The sequence below is a fragment of the Paraburkholderia sp. GV068 genome, assembly GCF_003058125.1.
Classification (GTDB): domain Bacteria; phylum Pseudomonadota; class Gammaproteobacteria; order Burkholderiales; family Burkholderiaceae; genus Paraburkholderia; species Paraburkholderia graminis.
This window is the reverse complement of sequence record NZ_QBUB01000001.1, coordinates 297,560-311,213: the sequence shown is the minus strand read 5'-3', so window position 1 is coordinate 311,213 and position 13,654 is coordinate 297,560. Positions and strand designations below refer to the sequence as shown.

General features: G+C 64.4%; 11 protein-coding genes and 1 tRNA gene. 5 read left to right on the top strand and 7 right to left on the bottom strand.

Annotated features, from left to right (window positions below):
• Positions 1-26: 26 nt before the first annotated feature.
• On the top strand, positions 27-1,247 hold the full coding sequence (locus C8K18_RS01475; protein WP_107706487.1) for a CaiB/BaiF CoA-transferase family protein: 1,221 nt from the start codon (positions 27-29) through the stop codon (positions 1,245-1,247).
• A 169-nt stretch (positions 1,248-1,416) separates the two neighbouring features.
• Here the strand turns inward: C8K18_RS01475 and C8K18_RS01470 are convergent, their stop codons facing one another.
• Positions 1,417-1,980, bottom strand: coding sequence for an alpha/beta hydrolase (locus C8K18_RS01470; RefSeq protein WP_107706486.1), 564 nt, complete (start codon positions 1,978-1,980; stop codon positions 1,417-1,419).
• 80 nt (positions 1,981-2,060) lie between these two features.
• Positions 2,061-3,818: a gamma-glutamyltransferase gene (ggt, locus tag C8K18_RS01465; RefSeq protein ID WP_107706485.1), complete on the bottom strand. Its 1,758-nt coding sequence runs from the start codon at positions 3,816-3,818 to the stop codon at positions 2,061-2,063.
• Positions 3,819-4,397: 579 nt separating this feature from the next.
• Between ggt and C8K18_RS01460 the strand changes: the two genes are divergently transcribed.
• Positions 4,398-6,107 (top strand): glutamine--tRNA ligase/YqeY domain fusion protein, encoded by a 1,710-nt coding sequence (locus C8K18_RS01460; RefSeq protein WP_006052012.1) that lies wholly within the window; start codon positions 4,398-4,400, stop codon positions 6,105-6,107.
• A gap of 109 nt (positions 6,108-6,216) precedes the next feature.
• Here the strand turns inward: C8K18_RS01460 and C8K18_RS01455 are convergent, their stop codons facing one another.
• The gene (locus C8K18_RS01455; RefSeq protein WP_029967715.1) at positions 6,217-6,666 is read right to left on the bottom strand and encodes an NUDIX hydrolase; all 450 of its coding nucleotides are present in this window, start codon (positions 6,664-6,666) and stop codon (positions 6,217-6,219) included.
• Positions 6,667-6,733: 67 nt separating this feature from the next.
• Positions 6,734-7,123 carry a hypothetical protein gene (locus C8K18_RS01450; protein ID WP_006052010.1) on the bottom strand — a complete coding sequence of 130 codons (390 nt, stop codon included), beginning with the start codon at positions 7,121-7,123 and terminating at the stop codon, positions 6,734-6,736.
• Between the two features lie 285 nt (positions 7,124-7,408).
• Here C8K18_RS01450 and C8K18_RS01445 point away from each other — a divergent pair, with 285 nt between their 5' ends.
• Entirely contained in the window at positions 7,409-7,648 is a 240-nt protein-coding gene (locus tag C8K18_RS01445; protein WP_107706484.1) for a hypothetical protein, read from the top strand.
• Positions 7,649-7,733: 85 nt separating this feature from the next.
• Here the strand turns inward: C8K18_RS01445 and C8K18_RS01440 are convergent, their stop codons facing one another.
• The gene (locus C8K18_RS01440) at positions 7,734-9,164 is read right to left on the bottom strand and encodes a cytochrome-c peroxidase (RefSeq protein WP_107706792.1); all 1,431 of its coding nucleotides are present in this window, start codon (positions 9,162-9,164) and stop codon (positions 7,734-7,736) included.
• 213 nt (positions 9,165-9,377) lie between these two features.
• Between C8K18_RS01440 and C8K18_RS01435 the strand changes: the two genes are divergently transcribed.
• Positions 9,378-10,955 carry an acid phosphatase gene (locus tag C8K18_RS01435; protein WP_107706483.1) on the top strand — a complete coding sequence of 526 codons (1,578 nt, stop codon included), beginning with the start codon at positions 9,378-9,380 and terminating at the stop codon, positions 10,953-10,955.
• 192 nt (positions 10,956-11,147) lie between these two features.
• Here C8K18_RS01435 and C8K18_RS01430 read toward each other — a convergent pair.
• Together C8K18_RS01430 and C8K18_RS01425 are read right to left on the bottom strand one after the other, a co-directional pair.
• A tRNA-Arg gene (locus C8K18_RS01430) sits at positions 11,148-11,224 on the bottom strand.
• Positions 11,225-11,294: 70 nt separating this feature from the next.
• On the bottom strand, positions 11,295-12,125 hold the full coding sequence (locus tag C8K18_RS01425) for an undecaprenyl-diphosphate phosphatase (RefSeq protein ID WP_053858530.1): 831 nt from the start codon (positions 12,123-12,125) through the stop codon (positions 11,295-11,297).
• A gap of 588 nt (positions 12,126-12,713) precedes the next feature.
• Between C8K18_RS01425 and C8K18_RS01420 the strand changes: the two genes are divergently transcribed.
• Positions 12,714-13,622, top strand: coding sequence for an aldose epimerase (locus C8K18_RS01420; protein ID WP_107706482.1), 909 nt, complete (start codon positions 12,714-12,716; stop codon positions 13,620-13,622).
• Positions 13,623-13,654 lie beyond the last annotated feature (32 nt).

Sequence of the window (13,654 nt, the reverse complement as noted above, 5' to 3'; positions counted from 1 at the left end):
CAACTGGATTGGAGACATCGACAAACATGGGCGCTCTCAGTCATATCCGCGTGCTGGATCTCACCCGCGTGCTCGCCGGTCCCTGGTGCGCGCAGACGCTTGCCGATTTCGGCGCCGACGTGATCAAGATAGAACGGCCGGACGTGGGCGACGACACGCGCCACTGGGGGCCGCCGTACCTGAAGACGCCCGACGGCGCGGACACGCACGAGGCCGCGTACTACCTCGCGGCGAACCGCAACAAGCGCTCGGTGACCGTCGACATCGCATCGCCCGAAGGCCAGCGGATCATTCGCGAGCTGGCCGCGCAAAGCGACGTGGTGCTCGAGAACTACAAGGTCGGGCAGTTGAAGAAATACGGCCTCGATTACGCGTCGCTAAAGGAAGTGAAGCCCGATCTCATCTACTGTTCGGTGACGGGTTTCGGGCAAACTGGACCGTATGCGCAGCGCGCGGGCTACGACTTCATCGTGCAAGGCATCGGCGGATTCATGAGCATTACCGGCGAGCGCGACGGTCAGCCAGGCGGCGGCCCGCAAAAGGCGGGCGTGGCGATTGCCGACCTGATGACCGGCATGTATTCGACCATCGCGGTGCTCACCGCGCTCACGCACCGCGACCGCACGGGCGAAGGCCAATATATCGACATGGCGTTGCTCGACGTTCAGGTCGCGATGCTCGCCAACATGAATTCGAACTACCTCGCGAGCGGTCAGCCGCCGCTGCGCTGGGGCAATGCGCATCCGAACATCGTGCCGTACCAGACCTTCCAGACGAGCGATGGCTGGATCATCGTCGCGGTGGGCAACGACGGGCAGTTCCGCAAGTTCGTCGAAGTGGGCCGGCGTCCCGATCTTGCCGATGACGAGCGTTTCGCGACCAACCCCGCGCGCGTGCGCAACCGCGACGTGCTGGTGCCGATCCTCGCGGAGATGGTCCGCCTGCAGGGCAAGCAGCAATGGATCGCGGCGCTGGAGGCCGCGGGCGTGCCGTGCGGTCCGATCAACGATCTCGCCGAAGTGTTCGAGAACGAGCAGGTGGTGGCGCGCGGCATGCAGGTCGACTTGCCGCATCCGTCGGGCGGCACCGTCAAGCTGGTGCGCAATCCGATCAATATGACGGGCACGCCGCCGCAGGCGCTCACTCACCCGCCGACGCTTGGCGAACACACGGAGAGCGTGCTGCGCGAGGTGCTCGGTTACGACGATGCGCGGATCGCGGCGTTGCGGAGCCAGGCGGTGATTTGAAGCATGCCGTCGACGGGCGGGCGCGATAGAGCGATGTAGTCGCGATTGCGGCGAGCATCGTGTCGACGGTTCGGCGCGCGTGCTACGGAGAGCCGCGCGGACCAATGTCACGACGCATCTAGCGCGGCTGCCTCGCGTTCACGCTTATGGCGGCCATGCGCCTTCATGCTCACTTGCCGAGCGACGCCAGCCAGTCGCGCGCGTCGTGCCAGTCACCGAGGCCGCTGTCGGCATTGATGTGCCCGCGCGGGCCGACGTCGATCCAGCGGCTGCCCCACGCTTTCGCGCAGGCTTGCGAGAACGGCACGCCGCCGTACGGGTCGTCCGTGCTCGCGACGACGATGCTCGCGAACGGCAGGCGCTCGAGCGGTACCGGCGCAAAGCCGACGGCGTCCTGCGGAAAGTGGGCCTCGACCGGATCGGGCACGGCGACCAGCAGCGCGCCGGCGACCTTGGCAAGCTGCGCGGCGCTCGCGTACTGCGACGCCCAGAACGCGACTGTCAGGCAGCCGAGGCTGTGGGCCGCGAAGACGATCGGCGCATCCGCGGCGGGGACGGCTGCAACCGCGGCGTCGAGCGCGCGGCACCACGCGTCGCGCACGGGATGATCCCAGTCAGGCATCTGCACGCGAGTGAATGCCGGATCGAGCGCCTCCCAGCGAGTCTGCCAATGCCCCGCGCCGGAGTTCTGGTAGCCGGGCAGGATGAGTGCGTTGAGTTTTCGTGCGTTCATGGTGTTCCCCGTCGTGTTGTTTTTGGCGATGCAATCGTGAATGCGGCCGAGCGCGCTTAACGTCGCGCTTAACGTGGCATTTAACGTATCACGCGCCCCACTCCTATACCGCGCGGATCGGCGGCGGGCTCGGGCATGGTGCCGTCGATGCGGATCATCTGCACGTCGCCGTTGAACGATTGTGCTTCGAGCGCGTAGCCCATCGCTTGCAACTGCTCGGCCAGTTCGCCGGTAATCGGCCGGTAGGGCTCGAAGTAGATCGTCTTTTGCGGCAGCAACTGGTGATGAAAGCGCATCGCCGCGAGCGCGTCGGCGGGCGTCATGTTGAAGTCGTACAGATCGGTCATCACCTGGAAAATCGAGGTCGGAATGCGCGAGCCGCCAGGCGTGCCGATCACGAGCGACACTTTGTTGTCCTTGAGGACGATGGTCGGTGTCATCGACGAAAGCGGGCGGCGGCCCGGCAATATCGTGTTGAGTTCGGCGCCGGACTGGCCCGCCGTGCCGGGCTTCGTCACGAAGTCGTCCATCGCGTCGTTCAACAGGAAGCCCGCGCCGTCGACCACCACGCCGGAGCCGAATTCGCCGTCGAGCGTCGTCGTGTTCGACACCGCGTTGCCCCATTTGTCGACGACCGAAAAGTGCGTCGTCTGCGCCTTCTCCGGCGGCGCTTCGCCAAGGCCCGGCTTGACGGGCGTCGCGCCCGGCACCTCGTCGGCTTTGACTTCGTCGGCGCGTTGGGCGAGGTAGGCGTCGTCGAGCAGCTTGTCGACCGGCGGTTTGTACGAGTCGGGGTCGCCCAGGTATTGCTGCCGGTCGGCGAACACGCGGTCCTCGATTTGCGCGATCAGATGAATGTACGGCGCGGAATTCACTTCAAGGCCGTCGAAAGCCTGCTTCAGATTGGCCTTCATCTTGAGCATCTGTATCAATCCGACGCCGCCCGAACCCGGCGGCGGCGCGGTGAGCACCTGATAGCCGTTCCAGTTCGCGGCGAGCGGCTGGCGCCAGACGGCCTTGTATTGAAGCAGATCGGCGCGGGTGACGAGGCCGTGGCCGTACATCTGCTGCGCGATCAGATCGGCGGTGCGCCCTTCGTAAAACTCGCGGCCGCCGTCGCTGGCAATGCGCGCGAGCGTTTGCGCGAGTTCCGGCTGTCGATACGTGGCGCCGGCCTTCAGGCTCGAGAAATAGGCATCGAAGTTGGTCTTGCCGGCAAAATTTTTCGCCGTGGCGTCGCGCCGCTGCTGAAGCCAGGGGTCGACCTGAAAGCCGTCGGTGGCATAACGGATTGCGGGCGCGAGCACCTGCTTCCACTTGAGCTTGCCGAAACGCTGCTGCGCCTGCCACATACCGTCGACGGTTCCCGGCACCGCGACCGCGCGATGCCCGACGACGCTCATGCCCGGCACCACGTTGCCCTTGTCGTCGAAATACATGTCGCGGGTCGCCTGTTGCGGCGCGCGCTCGCGGTAATCGAGGAAATACGGCTTGCCGTCGACGAAGAGCGTCATAAACCCGCCGCCGCCGAGATTGCCCGCGTCGGGGCGCGTGACGGCCAGCGTGAAGGCGATGGCTACCGAGGCATCGACCGCGTTGCCGCCCGCGGCGAAGATCTGCTGCGCGGCGTCGGCGCTGAAGCGGTCCGGCGTCGCCACGGCGGATGCATCGAAGACGGCTTTGGGCGGTGGCGTTTTTGCGAGCGCCGGAGCGGGCGCGAGTACGCCGGCGGTGAGCGTGGTGAGCGTGGTGAGCGCGGCGAATAGCGCCGCGGCCGCGGCCCGCCGCCAGAAAAAGGTGAAAGGCGCGCGAGGCGCGCCGTGCGTCGGCATTGGCATCCGAGAAACTCCGGCATTGAGGACGAACTGAGGGCGCCATGTTGCACGAACAGCAACGGCCGGTGCAAGCCGGCGATAGCCGGCGCGGTTCGCGCGCGCCGGCGGCGGCGAGGGGCACATGCGCCGTGAGGCCGTAAGGCCGCGAAGCCGTGAGGCCGTAAAGCCGCGAAGCCGCGAGGCCGCGAAGCCGTGAAGCCGTAAGGCCGCGAAGCCGTGAAGCCGTAAGGCCGTGAGGCCGCGAAGCCCCGAGGCCGTGAGGCCGCGAAGCCGTCAAGCCGTCAAGCCGTCAAGCCGCGGGTCCGCGAGCCCAGCGGCCACAGCACCTCGCACGATCGGCCCGGTGTCAGCGAGCCGACGGCCGCGCACCCGCCCGCAAGACCTGCGCAAAAACAAAAAAGCTCAGCATTCCCGCAGGCCTCAGCGCTTTCCGACGCGCCCCACAATCCCCACAAACCGCACACGAACCGCGCTCAAACGTCGGCCACGGCCCGCACTCGCCTGCCGCATCGAGCCTCGTCAGGTAGAATTGTCGGATAAGTGAGCGCACCGCGCGCCCCCGACAGACTTTCACCATCTCGCATGAATACCGAACGCAACGACGCGCCAGCGGCATCCAATTTCATCCGCAACATCATTGACGACGACAACCGCACCGGCAAGTGGAGCCAGCGCGTCGAAACGCGCTTTCCGCCCGAGCCGAACGGCTATCTGCACATTGGTCACGCGAAGAGCATCTGCCTGAACTTCGGCGTCGCGCGCAGCTATGGCGGCGTGTGCCATCTGCGCTTTGACGACACCAATCCGGAAAAGGAAAGCGTCGAATACGTCGAGTCGATCATCGACGCCGTGCGCTGGCTCGGCTTCGAGTGGCAGAAAGACGGCAAGGAACACCTGTACTACGCGAGCGACTACTACGACAAGCTGTACGAATTCGCCGAGTTGCTGATCCAGCGCGGCAAGGCGTATGTGGACAGCCAGTCGGCGGAAGAAATGCGCGCGAACCGCGGCTCGGCCACCGAAGTCGGCACGCCGTCGCCGTTCCGCGAGCGTTCGGTGGAAGAGAACCTCGACCTGTTCCGCCGCATGAAGGCGGGCGAGTTCAAGGAAGGCGAGCACGTGCTGCGCGCGAAGATCGACATGTCGTCGCCGAACTTCAACATGCGCGACCCGGTGCTGTACCGCATTCGCTTCGCGCATCATTACCGCACCGGCGATACGTGGTGCGTGTACCCGATGTACGACTACACGCACTGCATCTCGGACGCGCTCGAAAACATCACGCATTCGCTGTGCACACTCGAATTCGAAGACCATCGTCCGTTGTACGACTGGATTCTGAACGAGCTCGCCGACGCCGGCATTTTCACGCGCCCGCTGCCGCAGCAAATCGAATTCTCGCGGCTGAACCTCACGTACGCGATCACCAGCAAGCGCAAGCTGCTGCAACTCGTGAATGAAGGCCACGTCGACGGTTGGGACGACCCGCGCTTGCCGACCATCGTCGGCGTGCGCCGGCGCGGCTTTACGCCGGAGTCGATCCAGTTGTTCTGCGAGCGCATCGGCGTGACGAAGGTCGATTCGTGGATCGACATGAGCGTGTTCGAAGGCGCGCTGCGCGACGATCTCGACGAGAAGGCGCCGCGCATCGCCGCGGTGCTCGACCCGCTGAAGCTGATCATCGACAACTTCCCGGTTGGCCTCACCGAGCCCTGCAGCGCGCCGGTGCATCCGCATCATCCGGAACAAGGCGTGCGCGAGTTCCCGATTTCGCGTGAGCTGTGGATCGAGCGCGACGACTTCACCGAGACGCCGCCGAAGGGCTATTTCCGCCTGTTCCCAGGCAACAAGGTGCGTCTGCGCTACGGTTATGTGATCGAGTGCACGAGCGCGGAGAAGGACGAGAACGGCAACATTGTCGCGGTGCATTGCAACTACTTCCCGGACAGCAAGTCGGGCACCGAAGGCGCGAACAACTACAAGGTCAAGGGCAACATTCACTGGGTCAGCGCGGCAGCCGCGTGCCCGGCCGAAGTGCGCATCTACGACCGTCTGTTCAAGGAGCCGCAGCCGGACGCCGGCGGCCGCGATTTCCTCGAAGCGCTGAACCCGGATTCGAAGCGCGTGGTCAACGCGTACCTCGAGCCGGGCGCGCACGGTACGTTGCCGGAGCAGCGCTATCAGTTCGAGCGGCACGGCTACTTCGTCGCGGACCGCGTCGATTCGAAACCGGGCAAGCCGGTGTTCAACCGGATCGTGAGCTTGCGCGATAGTTGGGGCAAGCCGGCCTGAGGTGTTATGGCCTGAGAGCGCGCTAGTCGCGCATCTGGTGGTCGATCAAGGCGTGCATTGGATTCATCCGATGCACGCCTTTTGTTTTTGCATCTGTCGGCGCTCGCCGCTACAGCGACCGATGCAGCTCCGTCAGCGAAAGCGTTGTGTGAAAGAGCCGCGCGAGGCTGCGGCTCGCGTACTTGTCCACTTCGTCGGGTGCGGTCCAGCGATACGCGTCCATCTCCGGAATCAGCGTGCCGTCCGAGCGGCGCGGAAACAGCGACGTGCAGGTGCATGAACTCAGATCGAGTTCGTCCGCGGTCGCGCGCGCCGCAAACAGATGCAGATCCTTGTCGCGGCGATAGACAAAAAGGCCCAGGTCTTTCAGACGCTCGGGCTCGATCGCGATTCCCGTCTCCTCGACCATCTCACGCAGCGCGGTGATGTGCGGCGCCTCGCCTTCCTCGCCGTGGCCTTTGGGAATGTCCCAGTGCGATGTTTCGGTGGCGTGCGCGAGCAGCACGCGCCCCTCTGGATCGAGCAGGACGATGCCGCACGAGACGACCCGCGGACTCATCGCCGCGCGCGCCGCGCCCGGCTTGCGGCTTGCCCGCGCGTGTGGTCGATCAGCACTGCCTGCATGCTCAATGCTTTTTCTGCAATTGCCAGGTGCCGCTGCCCTGTTTGCAGAATTGCGGGTGCAGGTTCATCGACTGCCCCTTCGCGTTCAGAACGATGCCGAGGTCGCGACAGGTGCGCGCGCCTTCCTTGGACGTCTTCACGACCTGAATGGTCGCATCGATCTTCACGCTGTTGCGCGTGCCTTCGTTGACCCAGGTGGTGGTTTCGCCGTCCTGCTTTTGATCGAGCGTGGTAAAGACGGCCTGCCTGACCGAGTCGACGTCGCGCTGCTTCATGTAGCTGATCGGCGTGTCGTTCAGGAAGCCCAGATTCGCTGCCTGGGCGCCGATCGCCGCGCCAAGCAGCAGACCGGCGGCGGTCAGTTGACGGAAAGCACGGGTTCGCATCGACATGAAGGGTTCTCCTCGGAAACGTTTCGGGCGGTCATGAGCGCAGCTTGTACGGCTTGTGAAGCTTATGCGGCTCTTGATCTGGACCCCAAAAGCATAGCATGTCCGTTTCCAACAGCCTGGCGTCGCGTCGCCTCATAGGCCGCAATGAGCCCGTCGGCAGCGACAGTTGGCCGCAAGCACGCAAAGGTCGGCATTTTTAGGATAGCTCCCATATCCCCGCGTAACCCGCATTCCTATGATTGGCCGTATTGCGTCTTCACGCTGAACGACTTCAAACGCCCCATCATGGAACTCTCCGTTGCCCTCGAAACCTTCGCTGTCTCACTCGCGCTGCTTTGCCTTGCGCTCGTGCCCGTCGCGATTCGCCGCGACCCCGGTCTCGCGCGCCCTATCGTCCGCATCGACGGACTTCGCCGGCCGCGCTGGCCCAACCTCGTGACGCGCGCCGGCATCGCGTGTCTGCTCGTCTCTTTTGCGATGCTGCTGTCGGCCTGCTACTTGATGCTCGCTGACGCACGCGTCTAAACCGGCGCGCTGCTGGCGCCAATCGATTCATGCGGGCCACGCGCTCGCACGCAAGTAGCACTTCCATCCCGCAAGCCCCGTCGCTTTAATTCCCCGCTTTATACCCATCGGTGAGCGTATTCAGAAACGCCACCACGTCCTTGATTTCCGCGTCGTCGAGCGCGGGTTTGTCGCCCGGCTTGCGGTCGAACGGCGGCTCCGTGTTCAGATTCGCCCAATAGCGCCGCGGCAAATCGTCGAACTTCTGAACCTTGCCTTTGACAACCGGATAAAACTTCTCCGGGTTCGTGTCGCGCTCGGCATAGAAGTGCAGTACTTCTTCGAGCGAGTGATAGATGCCGTTGTGAAAGAAGCTCTTTTTCAACGCGACGTTGCGCAACGTCGGCGTACGGAAGATGCCGCAGAACTCCGAGCGTCCCTTCAGATCGGTACGCTCCGGGCCGCACGCGCCGAGATCGTGAAAGCGCGGATCGCGATTCACCGGCAGCGCGCGATTGCGCGGCACGCCGATCGCGATCAGGCCGAAGTCGCTGAACTGCGGCGGTGCGCCGTCCATCGTGCGCTGACTGATGTGGCAGCTCGCGCAGTTGCCCTTCTTCTCGTCGTTGAAAAGTTGCAGGCCGTGCAGCTCGGCTTGCGTGAGCTGCGCGTTGCCCGCCAGATAGGCGTCGTACTTGCTGCTGTACGGATAGAACAGTTCGGGCGTCTGCTCGAAGGTCTCGAGCGCTTGCAGCACCGCCTTGAAGGTCGCGTCGTCGTTATCCAAAACGTCTGTGCCGAACGCGTCGCGGAAATCGCCGGCGTACGGCGCGGCCTTGACCGCCGCGGTGACTTGCGCCGGCGAACTGCCCATTTCAAACGACGACAACAGCGGAATGCGCGCCTGGTCGCCGCCGCGATCCACGCGGCCGTCCCACGTCAGTCCGCCGGTCGGGCCTGCGTCGACGCTTTCGTCGCCTTCGTCGTCGGACTCGTGATAGTGCTCGGCGAACGCGGGCACCGATTGCAGGTACTTGAGCGTCGGCGCCGCGCGCATGCCGACGCGATGCATGTCGCTGCCGCCCAGTTGCACGGACAGCGCGTTGGCAGGCGAGAACGCGTGGTCGGGACTGTGGCACGACGCGCACGCGAGCTTGCCCGAGCCGGATAGCGACGGATCGAAGAACAGTTGCTTGCCAAGCGCGCTCATCTTGCGCACCGATTCGTAGACTTGCGCGCGCGTTTGGCCGCCGGCCGGCGTGGCTTCATGTGCGGCCACTTTCACCGGCTGCGCAGCGGAGGCGGCGGCCGACGCCGACGCCAAACCCGACTGCGCGTTCGCGCCCGAATCGCAACCTGCAAGCCCCGCGCTTACCACCACGGCTGCCAATGCAACCGTCGACGCCAATCCAGACCCCAGCCCGCGAGCAACCGCCACCGTGCGCACAGCGTGGACCGCATCGGCATCCGCTTGCACGCCGCCCCGCGCCGTCACGCGCCCTACCGTCTTCCTGATCCCCGACAAACCGAGCCGCATATGAATGATGTGAATGTGCGCTATCGAAGTCCGCGAGCGTATTTCATCCGTATGTCGTCGAAATGACATCCAGCCGACGGCCATCGCCGATTCAAAGCGATCCGTAATGAATACATCTTTCTGTCAAATTGTGTCGCCACACTTTTGCGCGCGGTCATCGGGTTAAGGAATGCCCGAGGCCCGTCCCCAACGCGAGAGAGAGAATCCAGACAAATGAACAAGAAACTGATCTGCGCGACGCCGTTGGCGATCGCCGCAGCGTTAAGCCTGTATGCGTGCGGCGGCAACGAGGTCGCGCAACCCGACATCGCCTCGATCAAGACGGTCGTCGTGATCTACGCCGAAAACCGCAGCTTCGACAATCTGTATGGCAACTTCCCGGGCGCGAACGGTTTGCAGAACGTCAGCGCGACCGCTGCCAAACAGTTGGACCGCGACGGCTCGACGCTCGCGACGCTGCCGCAAGTCTGGAACGGTCTCACGCAAACGGGCGTGACGCCGGTCGTCACGCAAGCGATGACCGCCAACTTGCCGAACAGCCCGTTCGCCATCGACGACCCCAACGGTTTCAACACGCCGATCACGAAGACGACGCGCGATCTGTATCACCGCTTCTATGAAAACCAGATGCAGATTGACGGCGGCAAGAACGACAAGTTCGCCGCATGGGCCGATTCGGGCGGCCTGGTGATGGGCCACTACACGCTCGACGCCGACAAGCTACCGCTGTGGAAAATCGCCCAGCAATACACGCTGGCCGACAACTTCTTCATGGGCGCATTCGGCGGCTCGTTCCTGAATCACCAATGGCTCGTGTGCGCGTGCACGCCGGTCTATCCGAACGCGGACAAGAGCCCGGCGGCCGGCTCGATTTCGGCAGTCGAAAGCGACGGCGTGACGCTCAAGCTCGCGTCGAACTCGCCCGCTTCGTCGCTCAACGGCCCGCCGAAGTTCGTGCTGTCGGGCAACCTCACGCCCGACTTCTTCGCGATCAACACGATGCAGCCGCCGTATCAGCCGAGCGGCAACAAGGCGGCCTCGGGCGGCGACGCGAATCTCGCCGACCCAGGCGCGGCCACGACGTTGCCGGCGCAGACGCAGCAGCACATCGGCGATCTGCTGAACAACGCGAAGGTGTCGTGGGCGTGGTACGGCGGCGCGTGGGGCGCGGCGTTGTCGGCGGCGCAGAACGGCACGTCGAATGTGATTTACGGCGCGAATCTGACGGCGCCGAACTTCCAGCCGCATCACCAGCCGTTCAACTACTTCGCCGATCTCGCGCCGGGCAGCGCGAACCGCGCGCAGCATCTGCTCGACGGCGGCCTCGGCGGCTCGGAGTTCATCAAGGCGATCGACAGCGGCACGCTGCCGCAAGTCACGTTCTACAAGCCGCAGGGCAACCTGAACGAGCACCCTGGCTATACCGACGTCGCGTCGGGCGACCAGCACATCGCCGATGTCATCTCGCATCTGCAAAAAAGCCCGCAGTGGAACAACATGCTGGTGGTCGTGACTTACGACGAAAACGGCGGCTTCTGGGATCACGTCGCGCCGCCGAAGGCCGACCGCTGGGGTCCGGGCACGCGCATTCCGGCGCTCATCATCTCGCCGTTCGCGAAGAAGGGTTTCGTCGATCACACGCAATACGACACGACGTCGATCCTGCGCTTCATCACGCATCGCTTCTCGCTGCCGACGCTGCCGGGCATCGCGGCCCGCGACGCCGCGCTCGTCGCCAACGGCGGCAAGCCGATGGGCGACCTGACCGCCGCGCTGAACATCAGGCAGTGAAAGTGAACGCGCGAAACATGCGGAACACGCGATAGCGAGCCACAACGGTAAGCAACAGCCCGCCTGCGCGGTGCGGCTTTCGACGGGCAGCTTCGGCTGCCCTTTTTTATTGGCGCAAGGGTTGACGAAAACGCGGGCGAAAAAAAATCCCATCGCCGGATAGTCGGTAGATGGGATTCTTCATGCAGACGATGGCGCGGCGGGAGAGGATCGAACTCACAACCTCAGGTTTAGAAGACCTGTGCTCTATCCAATTGAGCTACCGCCGCACACGACTGGGCCCGGATTATAACCGATCGCCCCGCGCCCGCCAGAACGCGGCGGACATCCTTAACATTATCAGACCGGCTGCGGATGCAGTGCGAACCAGCCGAGGAACACGATGCCCGCGATCACGCAGTACACGCCGAACGAAGCAAGGCGTCCGCGGCCTTCGAAATAGCGCATCAGGAAACGCACGCTGAGATACGCGGCGATAGCGGTCAGCACGCCGCCGAGCAGTGCGTCCGCAAGCTGGCCCGGCGCATGGAAGAGCTTCGGCAGTTCGAGCAGCCCGGCCGCGAAAATGATCGGCGTGCCGAGCAGGAACGAGAACTCCGCGGCCTTCTCGGCGGTGAGACCCGCCGCGTTGCCGGCGATCATCGTGAGACCGCTGCGCGAGAAGCCGGGAATCAGCGCGCCGATCTGCGCGAGGCCGACAAAAAACGCCTGGCGGAAGGTCATCTTCTCCGGCGCCTGATGCGCGCGCGAACGCTGCAGGCGGTCGCCCACCCACAACAGCACGCCGTTGACGATCAGCGCGATGGCGACGATGCGCAGGTCGTGAAAGATGCGCTCGAGCCGCTTTTCCAGCAGCAGGCCGACGAGTCCCGCCGGAATCGTGCCGATGATGAGCGCCCACATCATGTGCGCGTCGTCGTTGCGGCGTCCGCCGAATGACGCGAAAAAGCCGCGCACCAGCGCGCACCAGCGCTCGCGGAAATACCACAGCAGCGCGAACGCCGTGCCGAGATGCAGCGCGACGAGAAACGGCAGCAACTGTGGCGCGTGCTTATCGATATGCATGCCGAACAATGCGGGAATGAGCAGCGTATGCCCGAGACTGCTCACGGGGAAGAGTTCGGTCACGCCTTGCAGCACGCTCAGGAAGATCAGAAACGACAGATTCACGCGGCAGTCCTTGTAAGGAAGATGTCGGGGACAGCGCGCCGCACAATGAATCAGCCGGCGCGTCAAAAAGCGCACCGATTATGCCTGGGTGGCAAGTCAGCGCCAAGCGCCTCGGCCACATTCGGGGAAATTTTGACGCGCTGCGTCACAACTCGATACAGTTGTCAGCGAAACGCAAACGAAAAGGGCCGCCGACCAGCAGCAGCCCTTTCAATCGTCTGACGGCGAGACGTGCGATCAGCGCGCCTGGAAGCGCGCGAAGCTTACGGATCGCAAGCCGCGCGTCGCGCAGCGAGCGGACGCCCGGATCAGCGCTCGAGCTTGTAGAAGAAGTAGACGGTACTTGCGGTGAACATGCCGAAGAGCGCGACACCCATTGCCATTGCGAGATCCATGACGCCTCCTGAGCGATCTCGCCCGGCGGTAGAAGTCACCGGGCAGTGAGACGGATTATCGGCAACAACCGCCAACTCGCGACACTCGCAATTTCCCGAGAAGGGTTTCCCCGTAGGCCAAAGCAGAGCAAAATCGTCGTCTCGGCCGGCGGGGCTTGCGCCGGCTCAACACTTACTGATCACGCCATCGACCATGCCTCTTTCTCCGCAGCAGGACATTCTCGAAATCGCCCAGGACGCCTCCGTGCTCCGTTTTGCGCCGCAAGCCGGCGGCCGTCTGCTTTCGTGGCTCATCGACGGCGAGGAGGTGATTCATTGGCCGGACCACGCCGACTGGAGCCAGCCGGCGCGCATCCGCGGCGGTAATCCGCTGCTGTTTCCGTTTCTCGGAAGGCATCGCGTGGACGGCAAGATCGGTTATTGGCGCGACGCACAGGGCACGGTGCGCGAGCTGCCCATGCACGGCTTCGCGCGCGACCTGCCGTTCGACGCCCACGCCGACGTGCACGGCGCCGGCCTGCGCCTCGTGCTGACCGACAGCGAGGCGACGCGCGGCGGCTATCCGTTCCGCTTTCGCTTTGAAGCCGCGTACACGCTGATCGACGCGCAAACGCTCGACGTCACGCTGACCACCACCAATACCGGCGATGCCCCGTTGCCCTACTACGCCGGCCATCACTTTTACTTCACGCTGCCGCACACGCAGCGCGGCGAGACGTCGCTGGAATTGCCGCCCACCGAGCGGCGTTTCCAGCAGGCCGACGGTTCGATCAGCGCCGCCGAGCCGGGCGAAGCGCGCTACACGCTCGACGAAGCGCGCATCCACGACCGCTTCCATTGCCTGACCGGCGAGCCGAAGCAACCGGTGCGGCTGATCGCGCCGGGCCTCGGCCGCGTCATCACGATCGATCTCCAACGACCGAACTCCGTGCCCTGGTATGCGGTGACGACGTGGACGGAAGCGCCGGAGTCGGACTTCTATTGCGTCGAACCGTGGCTCGGCTTGCCCGATGCGATTCACAACGGCATGGGGCTGCGCTGGCTCGAGCCGGGCAAAACCGAGGCGGCTGCTTTGCGCATCCATGTAGGCAAACTGGGCTGAGCGCGGCGGAGTTTGTGGCCTGAGCGGGACGA

Excerpts from the sequence above, each read along its gene's own strand:
- C8K18_RS01420 (WP_107706482.1), top strand. The coding sequence starts at position 12,714 with ATGCCTCTTTCTCCGCAGCAGGACATTCTCGAAATCGCCCAGGACGCC.
- ggt (WP_107706485.1), bottom strand. The coding sequence starts at position 3,818 with ATGCCAATGCCGACGCACGGCGCGCCTCGCGCGCCTTTCACCTTTTTC.
- C8K18_RS01475 (WP_107706487.1), top strand. The coding sequence starts at position 27 with ATGGGCGCTCTCAGTCATATCCGCGTGCTGGATCTCACCCGCGTGCTC.
- C8K18_RS01455 (WP_029967715.1), bottom strand. The coding sequence starts at position 6,666 with ATGAGTCCGCGGGTCGTCTCGTGCGGCATCGTCCTGCTCGATCCAGAG.
- C8K18_RS01445 (WP_107706484.1), top strand. The coding sequence starts at position 7,409 with ATGGAACTCTCCGTTGCCCTCGAAACCTTCGCTGTCTCACTCGCGCTG.
- C8K18_RS01435 (WP_107706483.1), top strand. The coding sequence starts at position 9,378 with ATGAACAAGAAACTGATCTGCGCGACGCCGTTGGCGATCGCCGCAGCG.
- C8K18_RS01440 (WP_107706792.1), bottom strand. The coding sequence starts at position 9,164 with ATGCGGCTCGGTTTGTCGGGGATCAGGAAGACGGTAGGGCGCGTGACG.
- C8K18_RS01450 (WP_006052010.1), bottom strand. The coding sequence starts at position 7,123 with ATGTCGATGCGAACCCGTGCTTTCCGTCAACTGACCGCCGCCGGTCTG.
- C8K18_RS01470 (WP_107706486.1), bottom strand. The coding sequence starts at position 1,980 with ATGAACGCACGAAAACTCAACGCACTCATCCTGCCCGGCTACCAGAAC.
- C8K18_RS01460 (WP_006052012.1), top strand. The coding sequence starts at position 4,398 with ATGAATACCGAACGCAACGACGCGCCAGCGGCATCCAATTTCATCCGC.